Origin of the sequence: Sphingomonas sp. SKA58, assembly GCF_000153545.1 — a bacterium.
Lineage (GTDB): Bacteria > Pseudomonadota > Alphaproteobacteria > Sphingomonadales > Sphingomonadaceae > Sphingobium > Sphingobium soli.
On sequence record NZ_CH959306.1, the window covers coordinates 1 to 20,620 of the forward strand.

General features: G+C 64.1%; 23 protein-coding genes, 1 tRNA gene and 2 rRNA genes. 18 read left to right on the forward strand and 8 right to left on the reverse strand.

From position 1 onward, the window contains the following. The 3 genes from SKA58_RS00380 to SKA58_RS00390 all read left to right on the forward strand — a co-directional run. Positions 1–834, forward strand: a 23S ribosomal RNA gene (locus tag SKA58_RS00380); the annotation flags it as partial. Between the two features lie 131 nt (positions 835–965). Further along, positions 966–1,080, forward strand: a 5S ribosomal RNA gene (rrf, locus tag SKA58_RS00385). Between the two features lie 205 nt (positions 1,081–1,285). Continuing rightward, positions 1,286–1,362: transfer RNA gene (locus SKA58_RS00390), tRNA-Met, on the forward strand. 233 nt (positions 1,363–1,595) lie between these two features. Here the strand turns inward: SKA58_RS00390 and SKA58_RS00395 are convergent. Continuing rightward, entirely contained in the window at positions 1,596–1,883 is a 288-nt protein-coding gene (locus SKA58_RS00395; protein WP_037541937.1) for a BolA family protein, read from the reverse strand. Between the two features lie 45 nt (positions 1,884–1,928). Between SKA58_RS00395 and SKA58_RS00400 the strand changes: the two genes are divergently transcribed. The 7 genes from SKA58_RS00400 (at position 1,929) to SKA58_RS00430 (ending at position 8,580) form a co-directional block, all read left to right on the forward strand. Continuing rightward, the gene (locus SKA58_RS00400) at positions 1,929–2,546 is read left to right on the forward strand and encodes a J domain-containing protein (RefSeq protein ID WP_037541938.1); all 618 of its coding nucleotides are present in this window, start codon (positions 1,929–1,931) and stop codon (positions 2,544–2,546) included. A gap of 64 nt (positions 2,547–2,610) precedes the next feature. Then, positions 2,611–3,903: an Hsp70 family protein gene (locus tag SKA58_RS00405; protein WP_009820347.1), complete on the forward strand. Its 1,293-nt coding sequence runs from the start codon at positions 2,611–2,613 to the stop codon at positions 3,901–3,903. Positions 3,904–3,990: 87 nt separating this feature from the next. Further along, positions 3,991–4,998, forward strand: a complete 1,008-nt coding sequence (cobS, locus tag SKA58_RS00410; protein ID WP_009820348.1) for a cobaltochelatase subunit CobS — start codon at positions 3,991–3,993, stop codon at positions 4,996–4,998. Between the two features lie 39 nt (positions 4,999–5,037). After that, positions 5,038–5,460, forward strand: a complete 423-nt coding sequence (locus SKA58_RS00415; RefSeq protein WP_009820349.1) for an OsmC family protein — start codon at positions 5,038–5,040, stop codon at positions 5,458–5,460. Further along, on the forward strand, positions 5,457–6,233 hold the full coding sequence (locus SKA58_RS00420) for a tyrosine-protein phosphatase (protein WP_009820350.1): 777 nt from the start codon (positions 5,457–5,459) through the stop codon (positions 6,231–6,233). Before SKA58_RS00415 ends, SKA58_RS00420 begins: the two co-directional genes overlap by 4 nt. After that, positions 6,230–8,056: a cobaltochelatase subunit CobT gene (gene cobT / locus SKA58_RS00425; protein ID WP_009820351.1), complete on the forward strand. Its 1,827-nt coding sequence runs from the start codon at positions 6,230–6,232 to the stop codon at positions 8,054–8,056. Before SKA58_RS00420 ends, cobT begins: the two co-directional genes overlap by 4 nt. A gap of 53 nt (positions 8,057–8,109) precedes the next feature. Next, positions 8,110–8,580, forward strand: a complete 471-nt coding sequence (locus SKA58_RS00430) for a GreA/GreB family elongation factor (RefSeq protein WP_009820352.1) — start codon at positions 8,110–8,112, stop codon at positions 8,578–8,580. Between the two features lie 70 nt (positions 8,581–8,650). Here SKA58_RS00430 and SKA58_RS00435 read toward each other — a convergent pair whose 3' ends face one another. The 3 genes from SKA58_RS00435 to SKA58_RS00445 form a co-directional block, all read right to left on the reverse strand. Beyond that, positions 8,651–9,142, reverse strand: a complete 492-nt coding sequence (locus SKA58_RS00435; RefSeq protein WP_009820353.1) for a Dps family protein — start codon at positions 9,140–9,142, stop codon at positions 8,651–8,653. 102 nt (positions 9,143–9,244) lie between these two features. Next, positions 9,245–9,811 (reverse strand): TMEM165/GDT1 family protein, encoded by a 567-nt coding sequence (locus SKA58_RS00440; protein WP_009820354.1) that lies wholly within the window; start codon positions 9,809–9,811, stop codon positions 9,245–9,247. 10 nt (positions 9,812–9,821) lie between these two features. Then, positions 9,822–10,136 (reverse strand): hypothetical protein, encoded by a 315-nt coding sequence (locus tag SKA58_RS00445; protein WP_009820355.1) that lies wholly within the window; start codon positions 10,134–10,136, stop codon positions 9,822–9,824. A gap of 188 nt (positions 10,137–10,324) precedes the next feature. On the opposite strand from SKA58_RS00445, the gene rpmG reads away from it, so the two are divergent. Further along, positions 10,325–10,492: a 50S ribosomal protein L33 gene (gene rpmG / locus SKA58_RS00450; protein ID WP_007687342.1), complete on the forward strand. Its 168-nt coding sequence runs from the start codon at positions 10,325–10,327 to the stop codon at positions 10,490–10,492. A gap of 180 nt (positions 10,493–10,672) precedes the next feature. On the opposite strand, the gene SKA58_RS00455 is transcribed toward rpmG, so the two are convergent. Together SKA58_RS00455 and SKA58_RS00460 are read right to left on the reverse strand one after the other, a co-directional pair. Further along, positions 10,673–12,538, reverse strand: coding sequence for a PhoX family protein (locus tag SKA58_RS00455; RefSeq protein ID WP_009820356.1), 1,866 nt, complete (start codon positions 12,536–12,538; stop codon positions 10,673–10,675). A gap of 144 nt (positions 12,539–12,682) precedes the next feature. Then, positions 12,683–13,045, reverse strand: coding sequence for a response regulator (locus SKA58_RS00460; protein ID WP_009820357.1), 363 nt, complete (start codon positions 13,043–13,045; stop codon positions 12,683–12,685). 62 nt (positions 13,046–13,107) lie between these two features. Here SKA58_RS00460 and SKA58_RS00465 point away from each other — a divergent pair, with 62 nt between their 5' ends. From SKA58_RS00465 to SKA58_RS00485, 5 genes are read left to right on the forward strand one after another with little or no spacing between them, the layout of a single operon-like run. Then, a complete protein-coding gene (locus SKA58_RS00465; RefSeq protein WP_009820358.1) occupies positions 13,108–13,407 on the forward strand; it encodes a DUF3572 domain-containing protein in 300 nt (99 codons plus the stop codon). After that, positions 13,404–14,057 carry a hypothetical protein gene (locus tag SKA58_RS00470; protein WP_009820359.1) on the forward strand — a complete coding sequence of 218 codons (654 nt, stop codon included), beginning with the start codon at positions 13,404–13,406 and terminating at the stop codon, positions 14,055–14,057. The genes SKA58_RS00465 and SKA58_RS00470 overlap by 4 nt, the downstream gene beginning before the upstream one ends. Beyond that, positions 14,054–14,515: a RidA family protein gene (locus SKA58_RS00475; protein WP_009820360.1), complete on the forward strand. Its 462-nt coding sequence runs from the start codon at positions 14,054–14,056 to the stop codon at positions 14,513–14,515. The genes SKA58_RS00470 and SKA58_RS00475 overlap by 4 nt, the downstream gene beginning before the upstream one ends. Continuing rightward, positions 14,499–15,221 carry a glycerophosphodiester phosphodiesterase family protein gene (locus SKA58_RS00480; protein WP_037541945.1) on the forward strand — a complete coding sequence of 241 codons (723 nt, stop codon included), beginning with the start codon at positions 14,499–14,501 and terminating at the stop codon, positions 15,219–15,221. The genes SKA58_RS00475 and SKA58_RS00480 overlap by 17 nt, the downstream gene beginning before the upstream one ends. Next, positions 15,214–16,347, forward strand: coding sequence for a GNAT family N-acetyltransferase (locus SKA58_RS00485; protein WP_037542373.1), 1,134 nt, complete (start codon positions 15,214–15,216; stop codon positions 16,345–16,347). The genes SKA58_RS00480 and SKA58_RS00485 overlap by 8 nt, the downstream gene beginning before the upstream one ends. A 4-nt stretch (positions 16,348–16,351) precedes the next feature. Here SKA58_RS00485 and SKA58_RS00490 read toward each other — a convergent pair whose 3' ends face one another. Continuing rightward, positions 16,352–16,648 carry a hypothetical protein gene (locus SKA58_RS00490; protein ID WP_009820363.1) on the reverse strand — a complete coding sequence of 99 codons (297 nt, stop codon included), beginning with the start codon at positions 16,646–16,648 and terminating at the stop codon, positions 16,352–16,354. Between the two features lie 266 nt (positions 16,649–16,914). Here SKA58_RS00490 and SKA58_RS00495 point away from each other — a divergent pair, with 266 nt between their 5' ends. Then, on the forward strand, positions 16,915–18,105 hold the full coding sequence (locus SKA58_RS00495; RefSeq protein WP_009820364.1) for a multidrug effflux MFS transporter: 1,191 nt from the start codon (positions 16,915–16,917) through the stop codon (positions 18,103–18,105). A gap of 40 nt (positions 18,106–18,145) precedes the next feature. Here SKA58_RS00495 and SKA58_RS00500 read toward each other — a convergent pair whose 3' ends face one another. Then, entirely contained in the window at positions 18,146–19,726 is a 1,581-nt protein-coding gene (locus tag SKA58_RS00500) for an amino acid permease (RefSeq protein WP_009820365.1), read from the reverse strand. Positions 19,727–19,857: 131 nt separating this feature from the next. Here SKA58_RS00500 and pgeF point away from each other — a divergent pair, with 131 nt between their 5' ends. Beyond that, entirely contained in the window at positions 19,858–20,619 is a 762-nt protein-coding gene (pgeF, locus tag SKA58_RS00505; RefSeq protein ID WP_009820366.1) for a peptidoglycan editing factor PgeF, read from the forward strand. Position 20,620 lies beyond the last annotated feature (1 nt).

The window sequence follows — 20,620 nt, forward strand, 5'->3', positions numbered from 1 at the left end:
GGTTAGACGGAAGACCCCGTGCACCTTTACTGCAGCTTCAGAGTGGCATTAGGAAAGAACTGTGTAGCATAGGTGGGAGGCTTTGAAGCGATGACGCCAGTTGTCGTGGAGCCATAGGTGAAATACCACCCTGTTGTTTTCTGATGTCTAACCTCGCACCGTTATCCGGTGCAGGGACCCTCTGTGGCGGGTAGTTTGACTGGGGCGGTCGCCTCCTAAAGAGTAACGGAGGCGCGCGATGGTGGGCTCAGGACGGTTGGAAACCGTCTGTTAGAGTGCAATGGCATAAGCCCGCCTGACTGCGAGACTGACAAGTCGAGCAGAGACGAAAGTCGGTCATAGTGATCCGGTGGTCCCTCGTGGAAGGGCCATCGCTCAACGGATAAAAGGTACGCCGGGGATAACAGGCTGATGATTCCCAAGAGCTCATATCGACGGAATCGTTTGGCACCTCGATGTCGGCTCATCACATCCTGGGGCTGGAGCAGGTCCCAAGGGTTTGGCTGTTCGCCAATTAAAGTGGTACGTGAGCTGGGTTCAGAACGTCGCGAGACAGTTTGGTCCCTATCTGCCGTGGGCGTCGAAATTTGAGAGGAGTTGACCCTAGTACGAGAGGACCGGGTTGAACATACCTCTGGTGTACCTGTCGTCGTGCCAACGGCGCAGCAGGGTAGCTATGTATGGACGGGATAACCGCTGAAAGCATCTAAGCGGGAAGCCTCCCTCAAGATAAGATTTCATCGAGCCGTGATAGACCATCACGTTGATAGGCCGGATGTGGAAGTGCGGTAACGCATGGAGCTAACCGGTCCTAATTGCTCTGTTCGCGCTTAAGAGCCCCACCATCAACGACAGTCCTGATAAAACTGTCCTTGCCATGGTGGTCAGAAAACATAAGCCAGATACCAGATTACCCACACGCACGGGCATCGATTAAACCCAATTCAAAAGCGCCAGCTCCATTGCTTGGTGACCATAGCGTCAGTGACCCACCCGATCCCATCCCGAACTCGGACGTGAAACCTGACTGCGCCGATGGTACTGTGGCTCAAGCCCCGGAAGAGTAGGGCGTCGCCAGGCATTGAAGCTCGCGCTTTTGATACATAAAACCCATTCACAGTCCTTTGTTGGCCTCAGGCGCCGGCGGCCACATCCGTGGCCTTGGCTTCCCCGCCATAAGGCGCGACGGCCGGTCGGCCCCTTCGACTGCCTGCTTGCAGCAGGCGCTCAGGACAGGCTCGCGGAGACTGCGTCTCCGTCGCCCTGAACAACAAACCTCTGGTGCCGCGGGGTGGAGCAGTCCGGTAGCTCGTCAGGCTCATAACCTGAAGGTCACAGGTTCAAATCCTGTCCCCGCAACCAACATAACGGCAAAATCATCCCATCAAGCAAAAGCTTGGTGGGCTCTTTGCCGTCCCCCTCCAAATGAGGGGGCGCATAAGCGGAAGGCCACAGCGCCAATTCCAACCTCCCCAAGCTCAAGCGATCACCGCCACCAACTTTATCGCTGGTGGCCCTTTTGCCTTAACCGTCCGCGCGTTTCGGAAGGGGGCGATAGCACAGCAAGCCAGTAGCCCGCCCTCCCGTCCTCTCGGTCAGGCTTCGCCGGGTGCGCGTGCCTTGATCGCCAGGGCATGCACCTTGTCACGCAACAGGTCGGCCAGCGCCGCGTTCACCATCCGCTGCCGCGCGACCCGGCTCGGGCCCGTAAAGCGCTCCGCGATGATCTCGACGGTGAAATGGCTTTCGCCCGAGCCGTCATGGCCAGCATGACCGCGATGCTTTTCGCTGTCGTCGATGACGGCGAGATGCTCGGGCGACAGGGCGGCGCGCAGCCGCGCGTCGATTTCAATGGCGATCGGGCCTTTGAGGTCTGTGGTCATGTTTCCTATATAGTCCGCTTTGTCAGTCATGCCATCAGGACGATCTTGAGTAGCGAACCCTTTTCCAATCGTCGTTTCAACCGATTCCACGGCCGCGTGGAAAGTGGCCGCCCCTGCGCCGTGGAAGGCTGCGCCGAACCGGGCGAGTTTCGCGCGCCTGTGCCCGAAGGACAGCGTTCTGGCCATGAGGGACCGCAATGGCGCTGGCTGTGCCTGGATCATGTCCGGGCCTTCAACCAGGGCTATAATTTCTTCAGCGGCATGAGCGCGGAGGAAATCGCCGCTGCCCAGCGCCCCTATGCCGGATGGGAGCGGGAAACCCGCGCCTTTTCCAGCAATGCCACCAGCCCGCCGCCGCGCTGGGCCGATTTTGCCGATCCGCTCGATGCCATCGGCGCGCGGTTCAAGGAACGCGTCGCCAAGGCGCGGGCTGACAGCCAGATGCGGCAGGACGGGCAGTTTCTGTCGCAGGAGGACCGCCGGCAGATGGCGGTGATGGACTTGCCGATCGACGCCGATCGCAAGGCGCTGCGCACCCGCTATACCGAGTTGTTGCGCCGCTTCCATCCCGATCATAATGGCGGCGACCGCAGTCATGAGAGCGCCTTGCAGGCGGTGATCGCGGCCTATGGCCATTTGCGCAAGGCGGCGGTGTTCAGCTGACGCTTGCGTGGGCGCAGGGCCGCTGCCATAGCCCCCGACCCTTCCTTCTTCGCGGAGACATAAGATGCAGCAGATGCCGCGTGCGCTGGGCCTGGATTTCGGCACGACCAACAGCGTGGTTGCGCTGGCCGGGGACGGGCAGTCGCAGCTGGTGGACTTCGTCGGCGCGCGCGCGACGGGCGCGGTGTTCCGATCTGCGCTCTGTTTCTGGCACGACGAGGAAGCGAAGGGCGGTCTGGCGCATGAGGCCGGACCATGGGCGATCGCGGAATATATGGACTATCCAGAGGACAGCCGGTTCCTGCAATCCTTCAAGTCGGTGGCAGCCAGCCCGATCTTCGAAAGCGCGAGCGTGTTCGAAAAGCGGTTCCGGTTCGAGGAACTGGGCCAGATGTTCCTGGCGCGGATGATCGCCCATGCCGGCGGCGCGCTCGATACCCGGCCAGAGCGGATCATCGTGGGCCGGCCGGTCGAATATGCGGGGGCGCGGCCCGATGAGGCGCTGGCGCGGCGGCGCTATGACGCAATGTTCGCGGGATTTGGCAGCGACATCTATTATGTGCACGAGCCGCTGGGCGCGGCGTTCAGCTATGCCAGCCGCCTCGACCGCGCGGCGACGATATTGGTGGCGGACTTTGGCGGCGGCACGAGCGACTTTTCGATCGTGCGGGTGGAAGCGCCGGGCGCGGCGCGGCGCGCGACGCCGCTGGGATCGACGGGCATCGGCATTGCCGGCGACCGGTTCGATTATCGCATCCTCGATCATCTGGTGCTGCCGATGTTGGGCAAGGGCGGCGGCTATCGCAGCTTTGGCAAGATGCTGGAGATACCGCGCAGCTATTTCGCGGATTTTGCCGACTGGTCGAGGCTGGCGCTGATGCGCAACCGGCGGACCATGGAGGAACTGGCGCGGCTGCGAAAGGCGGCGGACGATCCGGTGGCGATCGGGCGGATGATGACGGTGATCGAGAAGGAACTGGGCTATCCGCTTTATGATGCGGTCGGCGCGCTCAAGCGCGCCCTGTCATCGCAGGAGACGGCGACATTCCGCTTTTCTGGCGGCGGCCTGGAGATCGAGCAGCCGGTGTCGCGCGCGCAGTTCGAGACATGGATCGCGCCGGATATCGCGCGGATCGAGGCGACGGTGGATGCGGCGCTGAAGAAGGCCGATGTCGTGCCGGACGCGATCGACCGCGTGTTCCTGACCGGCGGATCGTCGCTGATCCCCGCGATCCGCCGCATCTTTGGCACGCGCTTTGGTGAGGCGCGGCTGGCGAGTGGCGGGGAACTGACGTCGATCGCCCATGGTTTGGCCTTGATCGGGGAGGAAGCCAATTTGGCCCAATGGGCTGCTTGATCGACGGCAGTCGAGGCCCCACTCTATCGACATGCCCTTTGCCTATGGGTTAGGGCGGACGTGACTCGCAGAAAGATGATGTGCCCGATGACCGACATTTCCAACGTCCAGCCCGACACGCGATCCGAAACGCTGATGGAAGCGCCCGACCGCGAAGTGGATGCGCGCGAAATCTTCGGCATCGACGTCGACATGAAGATTCCGGCGTTCAGCCAGGCGGACGAACGCGTGCCGGACCTGGACCCCGCCTATGTGTTCGATCCCGACACCACGCTCGCGATCCTGGCCGGCTTTGCCTATAATCGGCGCGTCATGGTGCAGGGCTATCATGGCACCGGCAAGTCCAGCCATATCGAGCAGGTCGCCGCGCGCCTGAAATGGCCGTGCATCCGCATCAACCTGGACGCGCATATCAGCCGCATCGACTTGGTCGGGCGCGACGCCATCGTGCTCAAGGACGGGCAGCAGGTCACCGAATTCAAGGAAGGCCTGCTTCCCTGGTCGCTCCAGCGGCCGGTTGCGCTGGTGTTCGACGAATATGATGCGGGCCGGCCCGACGTCATGTTCGTGATCCAGCGCGTGCTGGAAACCGACGGCAAGATGACGCTGCTCGACCAGAATAGGGTGATCCGTCCCAATCCGCATTTCCGCCTGTTCGCCACCGCCAATACCGTAGGTCTGGGTGACACGACCGGCCTCTATCATGGCACGCAGCAGATCAACCAGGGACAGATGGACCGGTGGAACCTGGTGGTGGCCCTGAATTATCTGCCCGCCGCGACCGAGGCGCAGGTGGTGCTGGCCAAGTCCGGCGAATATGATCATGAAGGCGGCCGCAAGGAAGTCGAGGCGATGATCAAGGTCGCCGAACTGACGCGTCAGGGCTTCATCAACGGCGATATTTCGACCGTCATGTCGCCCCGCACCGTCATCAGCTGGGCGCAGAATGCGCTGATCTTCAAGAATGTCGGCTTCGCCTTCCGCCTGTCCTTCCTCAACAAATGCGACGAGGCCGAACGGGCGCTGGTCGCGGAATATTATCAGCGCGTTTTCGGCAAGGACCTGCCGGAAAGCGTTGCGAGCCGGGCGAACTGATCCTTCGCCCCGGCCCTCATGGGATCGGGAGAGCATGGCATGATCGTCGTCGAGAGAATCGATCCCCAGGGCGGGACCGCGCACCGGATCAGCATTCGCGGGCATGAAATCGTCGCGGACATGTCCGCGCCCGATGGCCATGACGCCGGACCGGACCCGCATGACCTGTATGATGCGGCGCTGGGCGCGTGCAAGGCGATGACGATGCTCTGGTATGCGCAGCGTAACGACATTCCCATAGAGGATATCCATGTCGGCGTGGTGCGCGACAACAGCCAGGAACGCCAAGGCGTCTACAAGCTGACCACGCGCATCGCCGTTACCGGGTCGATGAGCGACGAGCAGCATGACAAGCTGATCGCGGTCGCCGCCAAATGTCCGCTGCACAAGCTGATGGCGGAGGTGGAGACGCAGATTGAGACGATCGCCGTGCCGCGTGTCGGTGATCCGGAGGGCGCGTGAACGCTACGGCTGCCCTGACCGCGCTGCCGCTCGCCAGCGCCTTCAACCTGCGGGATTTTGGCGGTCATCGCACGCGCGACGGCCGGCAGGTGCGCACCGGCATGCTGTATCGGTCCGGCACGATGGCCCTGCTGACGCAAGCTGATGCGGATGCGCTGCGCGCGCTTGGCATCCGGTCCATTTGCGATTTCCGCCGGCCCAATGAACGGGTCGAGGAACCCACATCCTGGCACGGGGATGAGGTCGATTATTTCTGTCGCGACTATAGCGAGCAGAGTGGCGTGCTGAGCGAAATGCTGCGGTCGGACAGGGCGACGGCCGCCGACATGCATGAGGCGATGCTGCGGGTCTACCGTGCCATCGCCACGGATCATGCCGACGCCTATCGGGCGATGTTCGCCCAGATGCTGGCTGGTCGGCTGCCGATCCTGATTAACTGCGCCGCCGGCAAGGATCGGACGGGCGCGGGCGCCATGCTGATCCTGGCTGCGCTGAACGTGCCGCGCGCGGCGATACTGAAGGATTATCTGGCCACCAACGATCATGCCGACTGGACATGGCGACTGGCACAGACGGAGTCCCGATTGACCCGCGCGCTGCGCGAGCGGGCCGATGTGGTGGCGCCGATCCTGCGCGCCGAAACGGCTTACCTGAACGCCCTGTTCGAGACCCTGGAGCAGGACCATGGCGGTGTCGACGCCTATCTGGAACAGATGCTGGGGGTGGATGCCGCCGCGCGCGCCATGTTGTGCGAGGCCTTGCTGACATCATGACCGAACGGTCCCCCATCGACGCCTTCAAGGATGTGTTGTCGGGCGTGGCCCGCTCGATCGCGCGCGACCTGGAGGTCGAGGTCGGCTTTACCGCCGATACGCCCCATGCCGTTGGCAAGGCGATCAAGGTGCCGACGCCCGCGCGCGCCCTGCCGGCCGATCAGGTCGCGCTGGCGCGGGGGTTCGCGGACGCGTCGGCGCTCAAGCTGCGCTATCATGATGCGAAGGTGCATGCGTCCTTCGCGCCCGGCGAGGCGGTGGCGCGCGCGGTGTTCGATGCGGTCGAACAGGCGCGGGTCGAGGCGATCGGGTCGCGATCCATGGCGGGCGTGCGCGCCAATTTGAACGAGGCGCTGGCGCTGCGGCTGAAGTCGGATGCGATCCGCCGGGCGCGCTCGGCCGACGAAGTGCCGCTGTCCACCGCCCTGGCGCTCAAGGTGCGCGAGCGGCTGACCGGGCAGGCGATCCCCAAGGACGCCGCGCCCGGCGTCGCCATGGTCGATCAGTGGATCGAGGACAAGGCGGGCGCCGACCTTGATTCGCTGATGCTGGCGATCGACGACCAGCGCGCCTTCCAGTCGCTGACGACCGCGATGCTGGAGCATCTGCAACTGATCGACGCCGATGTGCCGCCCGATACCGAAGAACCGGAATCGGACGAGGATGGCGAAGATCAGGAGGACCAGCAGGAAGAGGGCGAATCCGGCGAGGAGGAGTCGGGCGACAGCGACATGAACGCCGAAGCGCGCGCCGAGGACCAAGGCGGCGAGAGCGAGGAGGGCGAGAGCGAGTATAGCGACGACTTCGACGCCGACAGCGACGAAGGCGCCGACGATATGGGCGAGGAGGGCATGATGCCCGTGCGCCCCAATCGGCCCATGTCCGATATGCCGCCCGGATTCGATTATCAGGCCTATACAACGAAGTTCGATGAGATCGTTGCGCCCGAAGATCTGTGCGACGACGATGAACTGGCGCGATTGCGCGGGTTTCTGGATCAGCAACTGGTAAGCCTCCAGGGGGCGGTGACGAAGCTTGCCAACCGGTTGCAGCGCCGGTTGATGGCGCAGCAGTCGCGCAGCTGGGATTTCGACCAGGAGGAAGGGCTGCTGGACGCGGCGCGGCTGGCGCGGATCGTGATCGATCCCACCCGGTCGCTATCCTACAAGATCGAGCGTGACATGGAGTTTCGCGACACCGTCGTGACGCTGCTGATCGACAATTCCGGTTCGATGCGCGGGCGGCCGATCAGCATCGCGGCGATCAGCGCAGACATCATGGCGCGCACGCTGGAGCGGTGCGGCGTCAAGACCGAGATATTGGGCTTTACCACCCGCGCGTGGAAGGGCGGTCAGGCACGTGAGGACTGGCTGGCCGCCGGGCGGCCGCCGATGCCCGGCCGGCTCAATGACCTGCGCCATATCGTCTACAAGAAGGCGGACGATCCGTGGCGGCGGGCGCGCAAGAATCTGGGCCTGATGATGCGCGAAGGGCTGCTGAAGGAAAATATCGATGGCGAAGCGCTGTTATGGGCGCATGGCCGGTTGATCGCGCGGCCCGAGGAGCGTCGCATCCTGATGGTGATTTCCGACGGCGCGCCGGTCGATGACAGTACCCTGTCTGTCAATAGCGGCACCTATCTGGAACGGCATTTGCGGCAGGTGATCGACTGGATCGAAAACCGGTCGCCGGTGCAACTGGTGGCGATCGGCATCGGCCATGATGTCACCCGCTATTATCGCCGCGCCGTCACCATCATGGACGCCGAGCAACTGGGCGGCACGATGGTGGAGCAGCTGGCCGGGCTGTTCGACGAGGATTGAGCGACCGGTACGGGTCGCCCTTCCACCCTGAAAATCTATTATTGGAGAGGCTGATGAGTGTCGCCTTCCGTCGTGAGAGCGACGATGAACATAAGGAACCCACGTTCGAAATTCCGATCCCCCCCGGCCCCAACTGGGTCACGGCGCGAGGAATGCGGCTGACGCGGGAAAAGGTTGCGGACCTGGAGGCCGTGGACAGCGGACCCATGGACGAGGACGCGGCCAAGAAGCATAAGCGGGAATTGCGCTACTGGCGCACCCGGCTGGCGACCGCGCAGCAGCAGCCGGCGCCCGATGGCGATGTGGTCGCCTTTGGCACCCGAGTGACCTATCGCCAGAGCGGGCAGGACAAGAGCGTCGTCCTCGTCGGCGATGATGAGGCCGACCCGCATGACGGGCGGATTAGCTTTTCGTCCCCGGTCGCGCGCGCGATGATGGACGCGGAGGTTGGCGAGAAGGTCGATTTCGCGGGCAAGGCGGATGCGATCGAGATTATCGGCATCGAGCCCGTAACGGAGGCGTGATCCGCCTTTTGCCGTCATGAAAAAGCCCGCCGGACAGCGTCCGGCGGGCTTTTTTGACTGGATGGAGCCGTTACGCGCCGCGCGCGGCTTCGAACAGGAACCAGGCGCGCTCCTCGGCCTGATCGGTCCAGTCGTCGACAATGCCTTCAGTGGCGTTGTCGCCGGCCTGTGTCGCGGCTTCCTTCACCGCGCGGAAGCTTTCCACCAGAGCGAGATTGTCGTCGCGCAGTTCCTTCAGCATGTCGGACGGATTGACGAAATCGGCGTCATTGTCCTTCACCGTCTGGTGGCGCGCAATATCGCCGATCGAGCGCAGCGTCGTGTTGCCGGTCTTGCGTACACGCTCGGCAATCGCGTCGGTGGTGCCCAGGATCTGGGTGGCCTGCTCATCGAACATCAGATGATAGTCGCGGAAATGGGGGCCAGAGACATGCCAGTGGAAATTCTTGGTCTTGAGATACAGGGCATAGCTATCCGCCAGCGCAGCGTTCAGCGCCTGTGCAACGGACTTGGTTTCGTTGCTCTTGAGATCGGTGGGTGTCTTGAGATCGGCAGCGGTCATGCGCAGTCCTCCTGTTCGTCAGAATTTGGTTTCGCACATATAATGATCGTTCCGCGCGTTAGTGCCATTTTTTCTGGCGATCAGCCTGAACGAAATTGTCGATCAGAGCAGCCCGGTCGCCGCCAGCGCCAGCCCCGCGCCGATCAGCAGCAGCATGCCCGCGCCGCTCCAGCGAATGGCGCGCACGGGCAGGATGGTGAGCAGTTGGGCGCGCAGCAGCACGACCGGCACCAGCGCGACAATGACGCCGATCGCACCCCCGATTCCCGCCAGCCACGGCTCGGCGGTGCGGGTGGCGATGCCCAGGATCAGGAATTGCGGGCCGTCGCCGAAGCCCAGGATGAAAAGGCCGAGCGCGGTGGTGAGGAACGGGCCGGTCGGCCAGCCATCCAATGTGTCGGGCGGCGACACGCGCCACATCAACCCGACGCCCAGGAACAGCGTCGCCAGCGCCAGGAAGAGCAGCCGGGCGTCGGCCCCCAGCATCGGGCCGATCCATGCGCCGGCGAAGGCGGAGATGGCGGCATTGGCGATCGCGGCGGCGACGATGCCGGCAATGACCGCGCCATTGCGGTCATAGCGGGTGGCGAGCGCCAGCACGAGCAACTGGCTCTTGTCGCCGATTTCCCCCAGCAGGCAGCCGAGCAGGGCGGTCAGCAGGGCGTCCATGGCGCGCGCCTCAGGCGCGCAGGGGCACGACGGCGGCGCCCATGGGCGCGGGTATCATCGGGGGCAGGGCGTGCGCGCCGATGGCCTCCCGCATCCGGTCGAGATAGGAGAGGACGACAGGACCAAGACCATGGAGCGACAGGGCGCTTTCGAGCGTGCCGGCCAGCCCTTCGACCTCATCCAGGTGGAAGGCGCGGGCGATATGGCGGATCTGGTCGACTTCGTCATGCAGACGCAGCGCCGACACATGGCCCCGTTCGCCCGCCAGGCTGTCGACGCGGCGCATGAGGTCCGCCTGAATCGCCATCATCGGGTCATGCCGCATGTTCGTTACTCCCATCCCTTGGCCTGCCATGATAGGATCGGGACCGTTAAAGCCGCGTAAAGCCTGTATGTCGATGCGCCTCAGCCTTGACAGCGAACCGAATCTGTCCCATGGGGCACCGCTGAAACGGGGCGGTCCGACACGGGCCGCTTTTCTTTTTACGCATTTTACGACCAGGGAATAGGGCCATGGCCAAGCCGGCAACCGTCAAGATCCGTCTCGTCAGCTCGGCTGACACTGGCTTCTTCTACGTGACGAAGAAGAATCCGCGCACCAAGACCGAGAAGCTGAGCTTCCGCAAATATGATCCGGTCGTGCGCAAGCATGTCGAATTCAAGGAAGCCAAGATCAAGTAAGCTGCTGCGGACCTCGACGGTCCGCGCGTTTGATCGCAGGTTTTTCCGATGCAAAAGGCCCGCCCTGAGAAGGGAGCGGGCCTTTTGCCGTTTCATGATGGTCCCGCCGACGGGGGCGTCACAAAAAAAGGGGCGCTTCCTTGCGGAAGCGCCCCTTCTGATCACGTCTATCGGGTCGGCTTAGTTGCCGATCGGCGTCGCGTCGCTGCGGCGCACGACGATGGTCGACGAGCGCGGTTCCTTGCCATCGACCGGCCAGTTGCCGGTGGGATGCTGAATGTTGATGAAGAAGTTCGTCAGGTCGGGCGTGTAGGCAAGGCCGGTGATCTCACAGCCTTCCGGACCAACCAGGAAGCGCATCGATTTCTTGGATTCCTGGTCGATGTAGAACATCGCATTTTGACCGAAAATATCCTCGATGCTGGTATTGGGTTTGCCCGACGTGCCGGGAACCGAGTGATCGGTCTGAACCCACAGACGACCTTGCGGGTCGATGCGGATGCCATCAGGGCTGGAGAAGGTGTCGCCGTTGATATCACCTTCCAGATTATCGCCAAAGCCCGCCAGTTCCGGGTCGCCCGCCAGCAGGAAGATTTCCCAGCTGAACGTGGTGGCGAGCGGCGAATCGCCTTCTTCCTTGAACTTGATGATGTGGCCGTGGCGGTTGCGGGTCCGGGGGTTGGCCGCGTCGGTGGTCGCGCGGCTGCTATTGTTGGTCAGCGTGACGAAGATCGCGCTGTTGTCGGGTGCGACCGTGATCCATTCCGGGCGGTCCATGACGGTGCCGCCAGCAACGCGCGCGGCCGAGATGGTGTTGATCAGCACCTGCGCCTGGTTGGTGAAGTCGACCGTCGTGGGTTCGGGCGGCGTGGTGAACTGGCTGACATTGCCCGGATCGGACGCGCCGGCGGTCAGGCCGTTCTGTCCCTGGACCAGGGCGCGCCATTCGCCGGTGCCATCGCCATTGAAGCGCGCGACATAGAGCGTGCCACGGTCGAGCAGGTCGGTGTTCGCCGCGCGGTCGCTGCTGCTATAGGCGCGGTCGCACACGAATTTGTAGATGCAGCCCGGGGTGCCGTCATGCCCCATGTAGAAGGCGACGCGGCGGTCGCTATTGGCCATATAGGCGACATTTTCATGGTCGAACCGGCCGAGCGCGGTGCGCTTGGTGGGGGCTGCCAGTTCCTGATAAGGGTCGATTTCGACCACCCAGCCGTAATTTTCCTCCGGCTGCGTGGGATCGAGATAATTGTCGGTGGTTTCCTCGCAGGTGAGGTAGGTGCCCCAGGGGGTGCGGCCCGACGAGCAGTTGTTGAGCATGCCCTTGATCGTGCCAGACAGCAGGCCCGAAGCAGGGCCGCTGGCCTTGTAGCTGCTGTTGCCCGTGTAGCGCTTGTTATATTTGGAATCGGCCTTCACCGACCAGCTGCCATCCGACGCCTTGGCGACTTCGACCACGCCGATGCCGACGGCCGAGAGGGCCAGCGCCTTCTGCGCGGCGGTGGCCGTGTCGGCGTCATAATCGCCATCCATCAGGATGTTGAAATCGGGATATTCGAAATTGATCGCGAGCAGGCCACCGCTGTTGGCGTCGGTGCCCGACAGCTCGAAATATTCCATGCCGTCATGGTTGCCGCCGGCCCATTTTTCGGCCTGATCGGGGGTGGGATAGGCGTCGGCATAAGCGGTGCCGGGCTCGATCGAATCGCCGGCCTTCAGCAGCACCTGGACGGTGTAGCCGGTGGGCACGGTGACGGTGTCGTTCATATTGGCGGCGACCGGCGCGAAGGTGATGCCGTAGCTGGGGGCCGGCGTGGGCGTCGGAGTGGGGGTCGGCGTCGGGCTGCTGCTGTCGTCGTCATCATCGTCGCAGGCCGCGAGCGCGCCGAGCATCGGCAGGATCGACAGGCCAAACAGGCCGTTTTTCAGAACGGTGCGGCGCGCCGGATTGGCGGCGACGATCGCCTCCAGGCTGTTATCGCCCAAATCGATGGTCGGCTGCGCGGCGCGGGTGCGCGCCCGCGCCTCGTCGGTCAGATGAGACATGAATCTACCCCTGTGGTGCAGGCTGTCGGCGAAAGGCCGCGCCATGGCGCAAGGGGTTGGCAGAGCGGTATGACGGCCGGGCTTCTGAACGAAGTCTTTGAAATGAAAGCTTCGTGACGCTGCGGTGACAGGCTGTCAGCCGGGTCAGAGCAGGGCGTTCACCTGCTCGACGAAGCGCAGCACCGATATCGGCTTGGACACATAGGCGTCCGCGCCCGCGCCGCGAATCCGGTCTTCATCGCCATGGCCCGCATAGGCGGTGACGGCCATGATCGGCACATGCGACAGGCGGGCGTCCGCTTTCAGCGAGAGGATGAGGTCGAAGCCGCTGACATGGGGCAGGTGGATATCGGTGATGACCAGGTCGGGCAGGAACGCGCCCGCCTCTCGCAGCACGTCGCGCCCGTCGCGCAGCGGCAGCACGTCATGGCCGTGGGCGCGCAGCAGATCGCAAAAAAGTTTGAGATTAAGTTCGTTGTCCTCGACAACGAGCACGCGCTTTGTCACCAGTCACCCGCAATTCACCTGTGAAGCGCGCCCCGCCCGCTTCCCCGCCAGAAGGCCCTATCATGCGACCCGACAGCCCGAATCGCAAGCCGGATAGCAGCGCTACGGATGCGCAGGACCCCGCGATGCTGGCGCTGCTGGCGCTGGGCTGGATACTGGCGGATGGCGCGCGGGCGGACCGGTTGCTGGCGCTTACCGGTATGGATGCCGATACGCTGCGCGCGAGCGTTGGCGAGCCGCAGGTGCTCGCCGCCGTGCTGGGCTTCCTGGCCGACCATGAGCCCGACCTCATCGCCTGCGCGCAGGCGATCGACACCAGCCCCGCCGCGCTGATCGCGGCGCAGGAGAGACTGATCCGATGACGCGACCCCTGATCATCACCGATTGCGACGAAGTGCTGCTGCACATGGTCGTCCCCTTTCGCCATTGGCTGAACGAGACGCATGACGTGCATTTCGATATGCATGACCGCAGCTTTGCCGAGGCGCTGCGCCACAAGGATAGCGGCGAGCCACTGGAACGCGAACTGGTCTGGCAGTTGCTCGTCGGCTTTTTCGACACTGAAATGCACCGGCAGGCGCCGATCGCGGGCGCGGTGGACGCGCTGCTGCGCCTGTCGCGCGTCGCTGATATCGAGGTGCTGACCAATATCGGCGAGCGCCACCATCAGCAGCGGATCGCGCAACTGGCCGCATTGGGGCTGGATTTTCCGGTCCACTGGAATCAGGGCGGCAAGGGCCGGCCGTTGGCCGACATCGTTGCCGATCGTCAGCCCAGCATCGCGCTGTTCATCGATGATCTGGCCGAACATCATCATTCGGTCGCGACGCATGCGCCCGATGTGTGGCGGCTGCACATGGTCGGCGAGGCAGAAATCGCTGCCGGCGTTCCCGCCGCGCCTTATGCCCATGCCCGGATCGACGATTGGGTCGCGGCCGAGGCGTGGATCATGCAAAGGCTGGCGCAGGGGCCGGCCCCCAAGGATATCGTTACTACAGGAGCCATGTCATGAGCATCGACGCCCGCCTTGCCGAACTCGGCATCACCTTGCCCCAGGCCGCAGCGCCGGTCGCCGCCTATGTCCCCACCGTGGAGGCCAATGGCCTGCTGCACATCAGCGGCCAGATCGCGCTGGCGCCCGATGGCCTGATGACCGGACGGCTGGGCGAGGACCGCGACCTGGACTATGGCGTTGCCGCCGCGCGAGTCTGCGGCCTCAACCTTATCGCCCAGATGAAGGCGGCGCTGGGTTCGCTCGACCGGGTGGAGCGCATCGTCAAGCTGGGCGCCTTCATCAGCAGCGCGCCCGACTTTACCGACCAGCCAAAGGTCGCCAACGGTGCGTCGGAACTGATGGTCGATGTCTTTGGCGACGCGGGCAAACATGCGCGCAGCGCCGTGGGCGTGCCCGTGCTGCCGCTGGGCGCGGTGGTCGAAATCGACGCGATCGTCCTTGTCCGGCCGGCCTGACACGGATGTCCTGACCGCACGGCCCTTTGCCCATCGCGGGCTGCACGGAAACGGCGCGAGCGAGAATGGCATGGCGGCGTTCCGGGCCGCCATCGCCGCCGGCCATGGCATCGAATGCGATGTGCGGATCAGCCGCGACAGCGTCGCCTTCGTCTTTCATGACGACGATCTTGGGCGGATGACGGGACGTGCGGGGCCGATCGCGGATCAGGATGGCGCGCAGCTTGACGGAGCGCGGTTGCCCGACGGCGGCGCTGTTCCGCGCCTGTCGGACTTGCTGGCGCTGTGCGACGGAATGACGCCGCTGCTGGTCGAGATCAAGACGGACGGTTGGCGCGTCGCCAAGATCGCGGCGGCGGTTGCGCGGGACCTGGACGCATGGCCGGATGCGCCGGTGGCGGTCATGGCGTTCAATCCGCTGGTGCTCCGCTGGTTTGTCCTCCAGCGACCGCGACAACTGCGCGGATGGGTGGTGAGCCAGCAGAATAAGGGGCCGATGCGCCGATGGGCCGAGCGCGCCCTTGCACTTTGGCTGGCGAAACCCGATTTTCTGGCCTGTGACATTCGCGATCTGCCTTCCCCCTTTACCGCGCGGATGCGCAGCCGGGGCGTGCCCGTGCTGAGCTGGACGGTCCGCACCCCGGACGATCAGGCGCGCGCGGCGCGTCACGCCGATCAGATCATCCATGAGCTTGGCCGTGGCTGAGGTGATCGCGCGTGTCGCGAACGGTGTCGCGGAGTTGCCCCAGGACCAATGGGATGCCTGCGCCGGGGCGGACAATCCATTCGTCAGCTGGCACTTCCTGAGCGCGCTCGAACGATCCGGAAGCGTTGGGGGAGCGAGCGGCTGGCAGCCCCTGCCGCTGGTGATCGACGATGCCGATGGACAGATGGCCGCCGCCGCGCCGCTCTATGCCAAGAGCCACAGCCAGGGCGAATATGTGTTCGACCAGGGCTGGGCCGACGCATGGGAGCGGGCGGGTGGCCGCTATTACCCCAAGATCCAGCTTGCCGCGCCCTTTTCCCCCGTACCCGGTCCGCGCCTATTGCTGCGCGATGGGGCGATGGCGCCGGGGCTCATCGCCGGGATCGAGACGCTGGTCGAACGCAACGGGTTGTCATCGGCGCACGCCACCTTCGTCGCGCCGGACCAGGTGCCGCTGTTCGAGGCGAATGGATGGCTGATCCGTGAAGATAGTCAGTTTCACTGGACCAATCGCGGCTATGGCGACTTCGATGATTTCCTGGCCGAGCTGTCGAGCGAGAAGCGCAAGAATATTCGCAAGGAACGCCGCCGTGCGGTGGAAGGGCTGGATATCATCCACCTGACCGGGGGCGACCTGACCGAAGCGCATTGGGATATTTTCTGGGAATTTTATCAGGATACGGGCGCGCGCAAATGGGGGCGGCCCTATCTGACCCGCGATTTCTTTTCGATCCTGGGCGAGACGATGGCCGACAGGCTGTTGTTGATGCTGGCGCTGCGCAATGGCGCGCCGATTGCCGGTGCGCTCAACCTGATTGGCGGCAATACACTTTATGGCCGCTATTGGGGCTGCGTCGAGGACGTGCCCAACCTGCATTTCGAACTCTGCTATTATCAGGCGATCGACGTGGCCATTGCGCGCGGGCTACCCCGGGTGGAAGCCGGAGCGCAGGGCGGGCACAAGCTGGCGCGCGGCTATGCGCCCGAACCGACATGGTCGGCCCATTATATCCCCAATGCCAGCTTCCGGCGCGCGGTGGCCGGATTTCTGGAGGCCGAACGGGAAGAAGTGCAGCGCGACCGGCAATGGCTGGCGCAGCGAACCCCGTTTCGCAAGGGCGGTTAGAGCATCAGGCGGCGCGGGCCTGGCGCGGCGCGATCAGCGCGCGGGCCTGGCGCTGTGCTTCGGCGATCTGGCGTGCTGTCATTTCCTCTGCGATTTCCGCGCGCATCGACTGGCCCTGCTGGCTGCCGCGCATCGCGGCGAGGTTGAACCATTTATGCGCTTCGACGAGGTCGATGGGCAGGCCGCCGGTTCCGCAGCTATAGGCGACGCCAAGGTCAAAACAGTCGTCCGCCGATCCATAGGCCGCCCGCGACATCCGGGCTTCCATCAAAAATTGCGCGCTTTTGAAACTGTTACCCATGAAACCAACCCCCTGTCCTGTCGCTAAAGCAAAATGTGACCCTTTGGTTTGTACGTTGGGTGCACCATGACGGAGCAGCGGATAAAAAATGGTTAACGGCATATTTGCCATATCCGGCGGAGTAGTCGGCCGCAGCGCCGGGTCCCTTTTTGGGGGTGGCGCGGGCGGCGTATAGTCCCCATAGCCGCGGCATGATCCCATCATCCCCTTCATCGCCCCCCCGCGACATTCATTTCCGGGAATTCGTGCTGCTATGCGCGTGCCTGATGGCGATGAACGCCCTGTCGATCGACCCGATGCTGCCCGCGCTCCCTGCGATCGGGCGCGACCTGGCCATTCCGCAGCCCAATGACCGGCAACTGATCATCAGTGTCTATTTCATGGGGCTGGGCATCGGATCGCTGCTGTTCGGCGTTCTGTCCGATCGATTCGGGCGCAAGATGGTGCTGGGCAGCGCGATGGCGATGTTCATTGCGTCATCCGTCCTATGCGCCAGCGCGCAAAGCTTCGTCATGATGCTGGCGGGCCGCGGCTTTGCCGGCTTCTTTGCCGGCGCCAGTCGGGTCATTACCGTGAGCATCATTCGCGATCGGTTCCGCGGCGACGCGATGGCGCGTGTCATGTCGCTGATTTTTGCCGTATTCATGCTGATCCCCGTGATCGCACCCAGCTTCGGCCAGGCGATATTATGGGTGGCGCCGTGGCGATGGATTTTCTGGGTGCTGGTGATATTGGCCAGCCTGATCCTGGTCTGGATGCTGGCGCGGATGCCCGAGACACTGGCGATGGAGAACCGCACGCGGATCACCGTGGGGGGGCTGATGGCGACCATCGGCGTGGTCCTGCGCACGCGCAGTTCGATCGGCTATATGCTGGCGAGCGGGGTGGTGATGGGCGGGCTGATCGGGTTCATCCTGTCGGTGCAGCAGATTTTCTTCGACGTGTTCGATGCAGCGACCATCTTCCCGATCGGCTTTGCCACCATTGCCGGCTGCATGGGGGTCGGCAGCCTGATCAACAGTCGCCTGGTGCAGCGCTTTGGCGCGCGTCGCATGAGCCAGACCGCACTGATCGCCTTCTGCCTGATCGCTGCGATTCATCTGGCCGTGATCCTGAAGGGGTGGGAAACGCTGGCCACGTTCGTCGCGCTTCAGTCGCTCACCATGCTGACGGTCGCCTTCACGGCCGCCAATTTCAGCGCCATTTCGATGGAGCCGTTCCACAAGGGCGCGGGCGTTGCTTCATCCTTTCAGGCGTTTTTGACGACGGCTGTGTCGGCCGCGCTGGGCAGCCTGGTTGGCCGGGCGTTCGATGGCACGACATTGCCCTTTACCCTAGGATTGCTGGTGTTCGGGGTTCTGTCTTTCCTGATCGTGGTCTGGGCCGAGCGGGGAAAGCTCTTCACTCGCCCCAATCTGGCCGCGCTGCGTGACCCTGTTGAGTCGGTAGGGCGCTGAAACGAAAACGGGGCGGTTTCCCGCCCCGCTTCAGTCTGGATCAGGCGTCCTTTCCGCCCGGCGTCGGCGCGCCCGGCAGCGGCGGTACCGGCTGCGGGGGTACGGCAGCGTCGTCCTCCGCCACGTCGACGATACCCCGGCCCACATGGCTGCGGTTGCGGCTATAGGCGAAGTAGACGATCAGGCCGATCGTGGCCCAACCCACGAACATCAGCTTGGTGTCGCTGCCCAGGCTCCAGAACAGATACATGCACCCGATGATCGCGATGGGCGCTGTGACCATGATCGCAGGCGTGCGGAAAGGCCGCTTGCGCGTCGGGTCGGTCCGGCGCAGCACCATGACCGCGATCGACACGGCGGCAAAGGCGAAAAGCGTGCCGGAATTGGAGATGTCCGCCAGGATGCCGACCGGGAAGAAAGCGGCGAACAGCGCGACGAAGATGCCGGTCAGGATGGTGATGACATGCGGCGTCTTGTAGACCGGATGCACCTTCGAGAAGAAGTCGGGCAGCAGGCCATCGCGACTCATGACGAAGAAGATGCGGGTCTGGCCGAACATCATCATCAGGATGACTGAGGGCAGCGCCAGGCCGGCGGCGAGGCCGAGCAGGTTGCCGATCTGGGGCCAGCCGATTTCACGCAGGGTCCAGGCCAGCGCCTCCTTCGAACAGGTGACGGCTTCTGTTCCGGCCTTGGCCAGCGCGGCGCACTGCGCGGACAATTCGGTGGAGCCGGGCGCCAGCGCGATGCCGCCCTGCGCGATCGGGATGTTGCCGGCCGTTACGGGCTGGGCGCCTACGGTGCCGATGACGCCAGCGGCGACCAGCATGTAGAAGACGGTGCAGATGGCGAGCGAGCCGATAAGGCCGATCGGCATGTTGCGCTGGGGATTCTTGGTTTCCTCAGCCGCGGTCGACACTGCGTCGAACCCGACATAGGCGAAGAAGATGGAAGCCGCAGCCGCCGAAATGCCGGCAAAGCCGAGCGGCGCGAAGGGCGAGAAACCGTCCATGTTCATGACCGGCACCGACAAGATGATGAACAGCGTCAGCGCCGCCACCTTGATCGCGACCAGCACGGCGTTGACGGTCGCGCTTTCCTTCGTGCCGATGACGAGCAGCCAGGTAACGAGCGCGGCGATCAGCATGGCTGGCAGGTTGACGATGCCGCCGTCATAAGGCCCGCGCGTCAGGATATTGGGTATGTCCATCTGGAACGTATGTTCGATGAGGCCCACGACATAGCCCGACCAGCCCACCGACACGGCGCCGGCGGCGACCGCATATTCCAGGATCAGCGCCCAGCCGACCATCCAGGCGATGACTTCCCCCATCACCGCATAGCTGTAGGTATAGGCCGATCCCGACACCGGGACCATCGCGGCCATTTCCGCGTAGCAGAGCGCCGCCACGGCACAGACGAAGCCGGCGATGACGAAGGAGAGCATCATGCCCGGCCCCGCCTTTTGCGCGGCTTCGGCGGTCAGCACGAAAATGCCGGTGCCGATAACCGCGCCGATACCCAGCATGGTGAGCTGAAAGGCCCCCAGGGACCGATGCAGTGATTTCTTTTCCGCCGTCGCCAATATGGCGTCGAGAGGCTTTACGCGCCCGAATATCATGAGATTATTGTTCCCTTAGCCCGGAACGCCGATCGGCGAACCCCTTTTGCCTATGGGAAGGGCAGACTATCGCCTAATCTGCCGCGCGCAAGTATGTTGCGCGGTCATGACAGGAAAGGCACAAGGGCGCCATGGTTGAATTGATAAAGGCGCCGCTGCTCGATGCCGTTCCCCACGGCTTTGCCGGGCGGCGGGGCGGCGTGTCCGGCGGCATTTATGCGGGCCTCAATGTCGGGCTGGGGTCGGACGATGATCCTGATGCGATTGTGCGCAATCGCGATCTGGCGCGCGATGCCGTCCTGCCGGGCGCTGCACTGGTCACGGTGCGGCAAGTGCATTCGGCGCGCGCGGAGACGGTGACAGCGCCCTTCGCCATGGACGCCCGGCCGGAGGCGGACGCGATCGTCACTGACCGGCCGGGGCTGTTGCTGGGCATATTGACCGCCGACTGCGTGCCGGTGCTGTTTGCCGATCCGGCGGCTGGCGTGGTGGGGGCGGCCCATGCCGGGTGGAAAGGCGCGATCGGCGGCGTTACCGACGCGACGCTGGCGGCGATGGAGGCGCTGGGCGCGGCGCGGGCGCGGATCGTGGCGGCGATCGGCCCGTGCATCGGCCGCGCCTCCTATGAGGTGACGGACGATTTCGCGCATCGCTTCGAGGAGCAGGACGCGGACAACGCGCGCTTCTTTTCAGCAGGCAAGCCCGGCCACCTGCAATTCGATATCGGCGGCTATGTCGCGGCGCGACTGGCGGCGGCGGGTGTGGTGCGGGTCGCGGTGCTGGACGAGGATACCTATAGCCAGCCGGACCGCTTCTTCAGCTATCGCCGCGCCTGTCATCGGGGCGAGCCTGGCTATGGCCGGCAGATGTCGATGATCGGACTGCCGGCGTAAA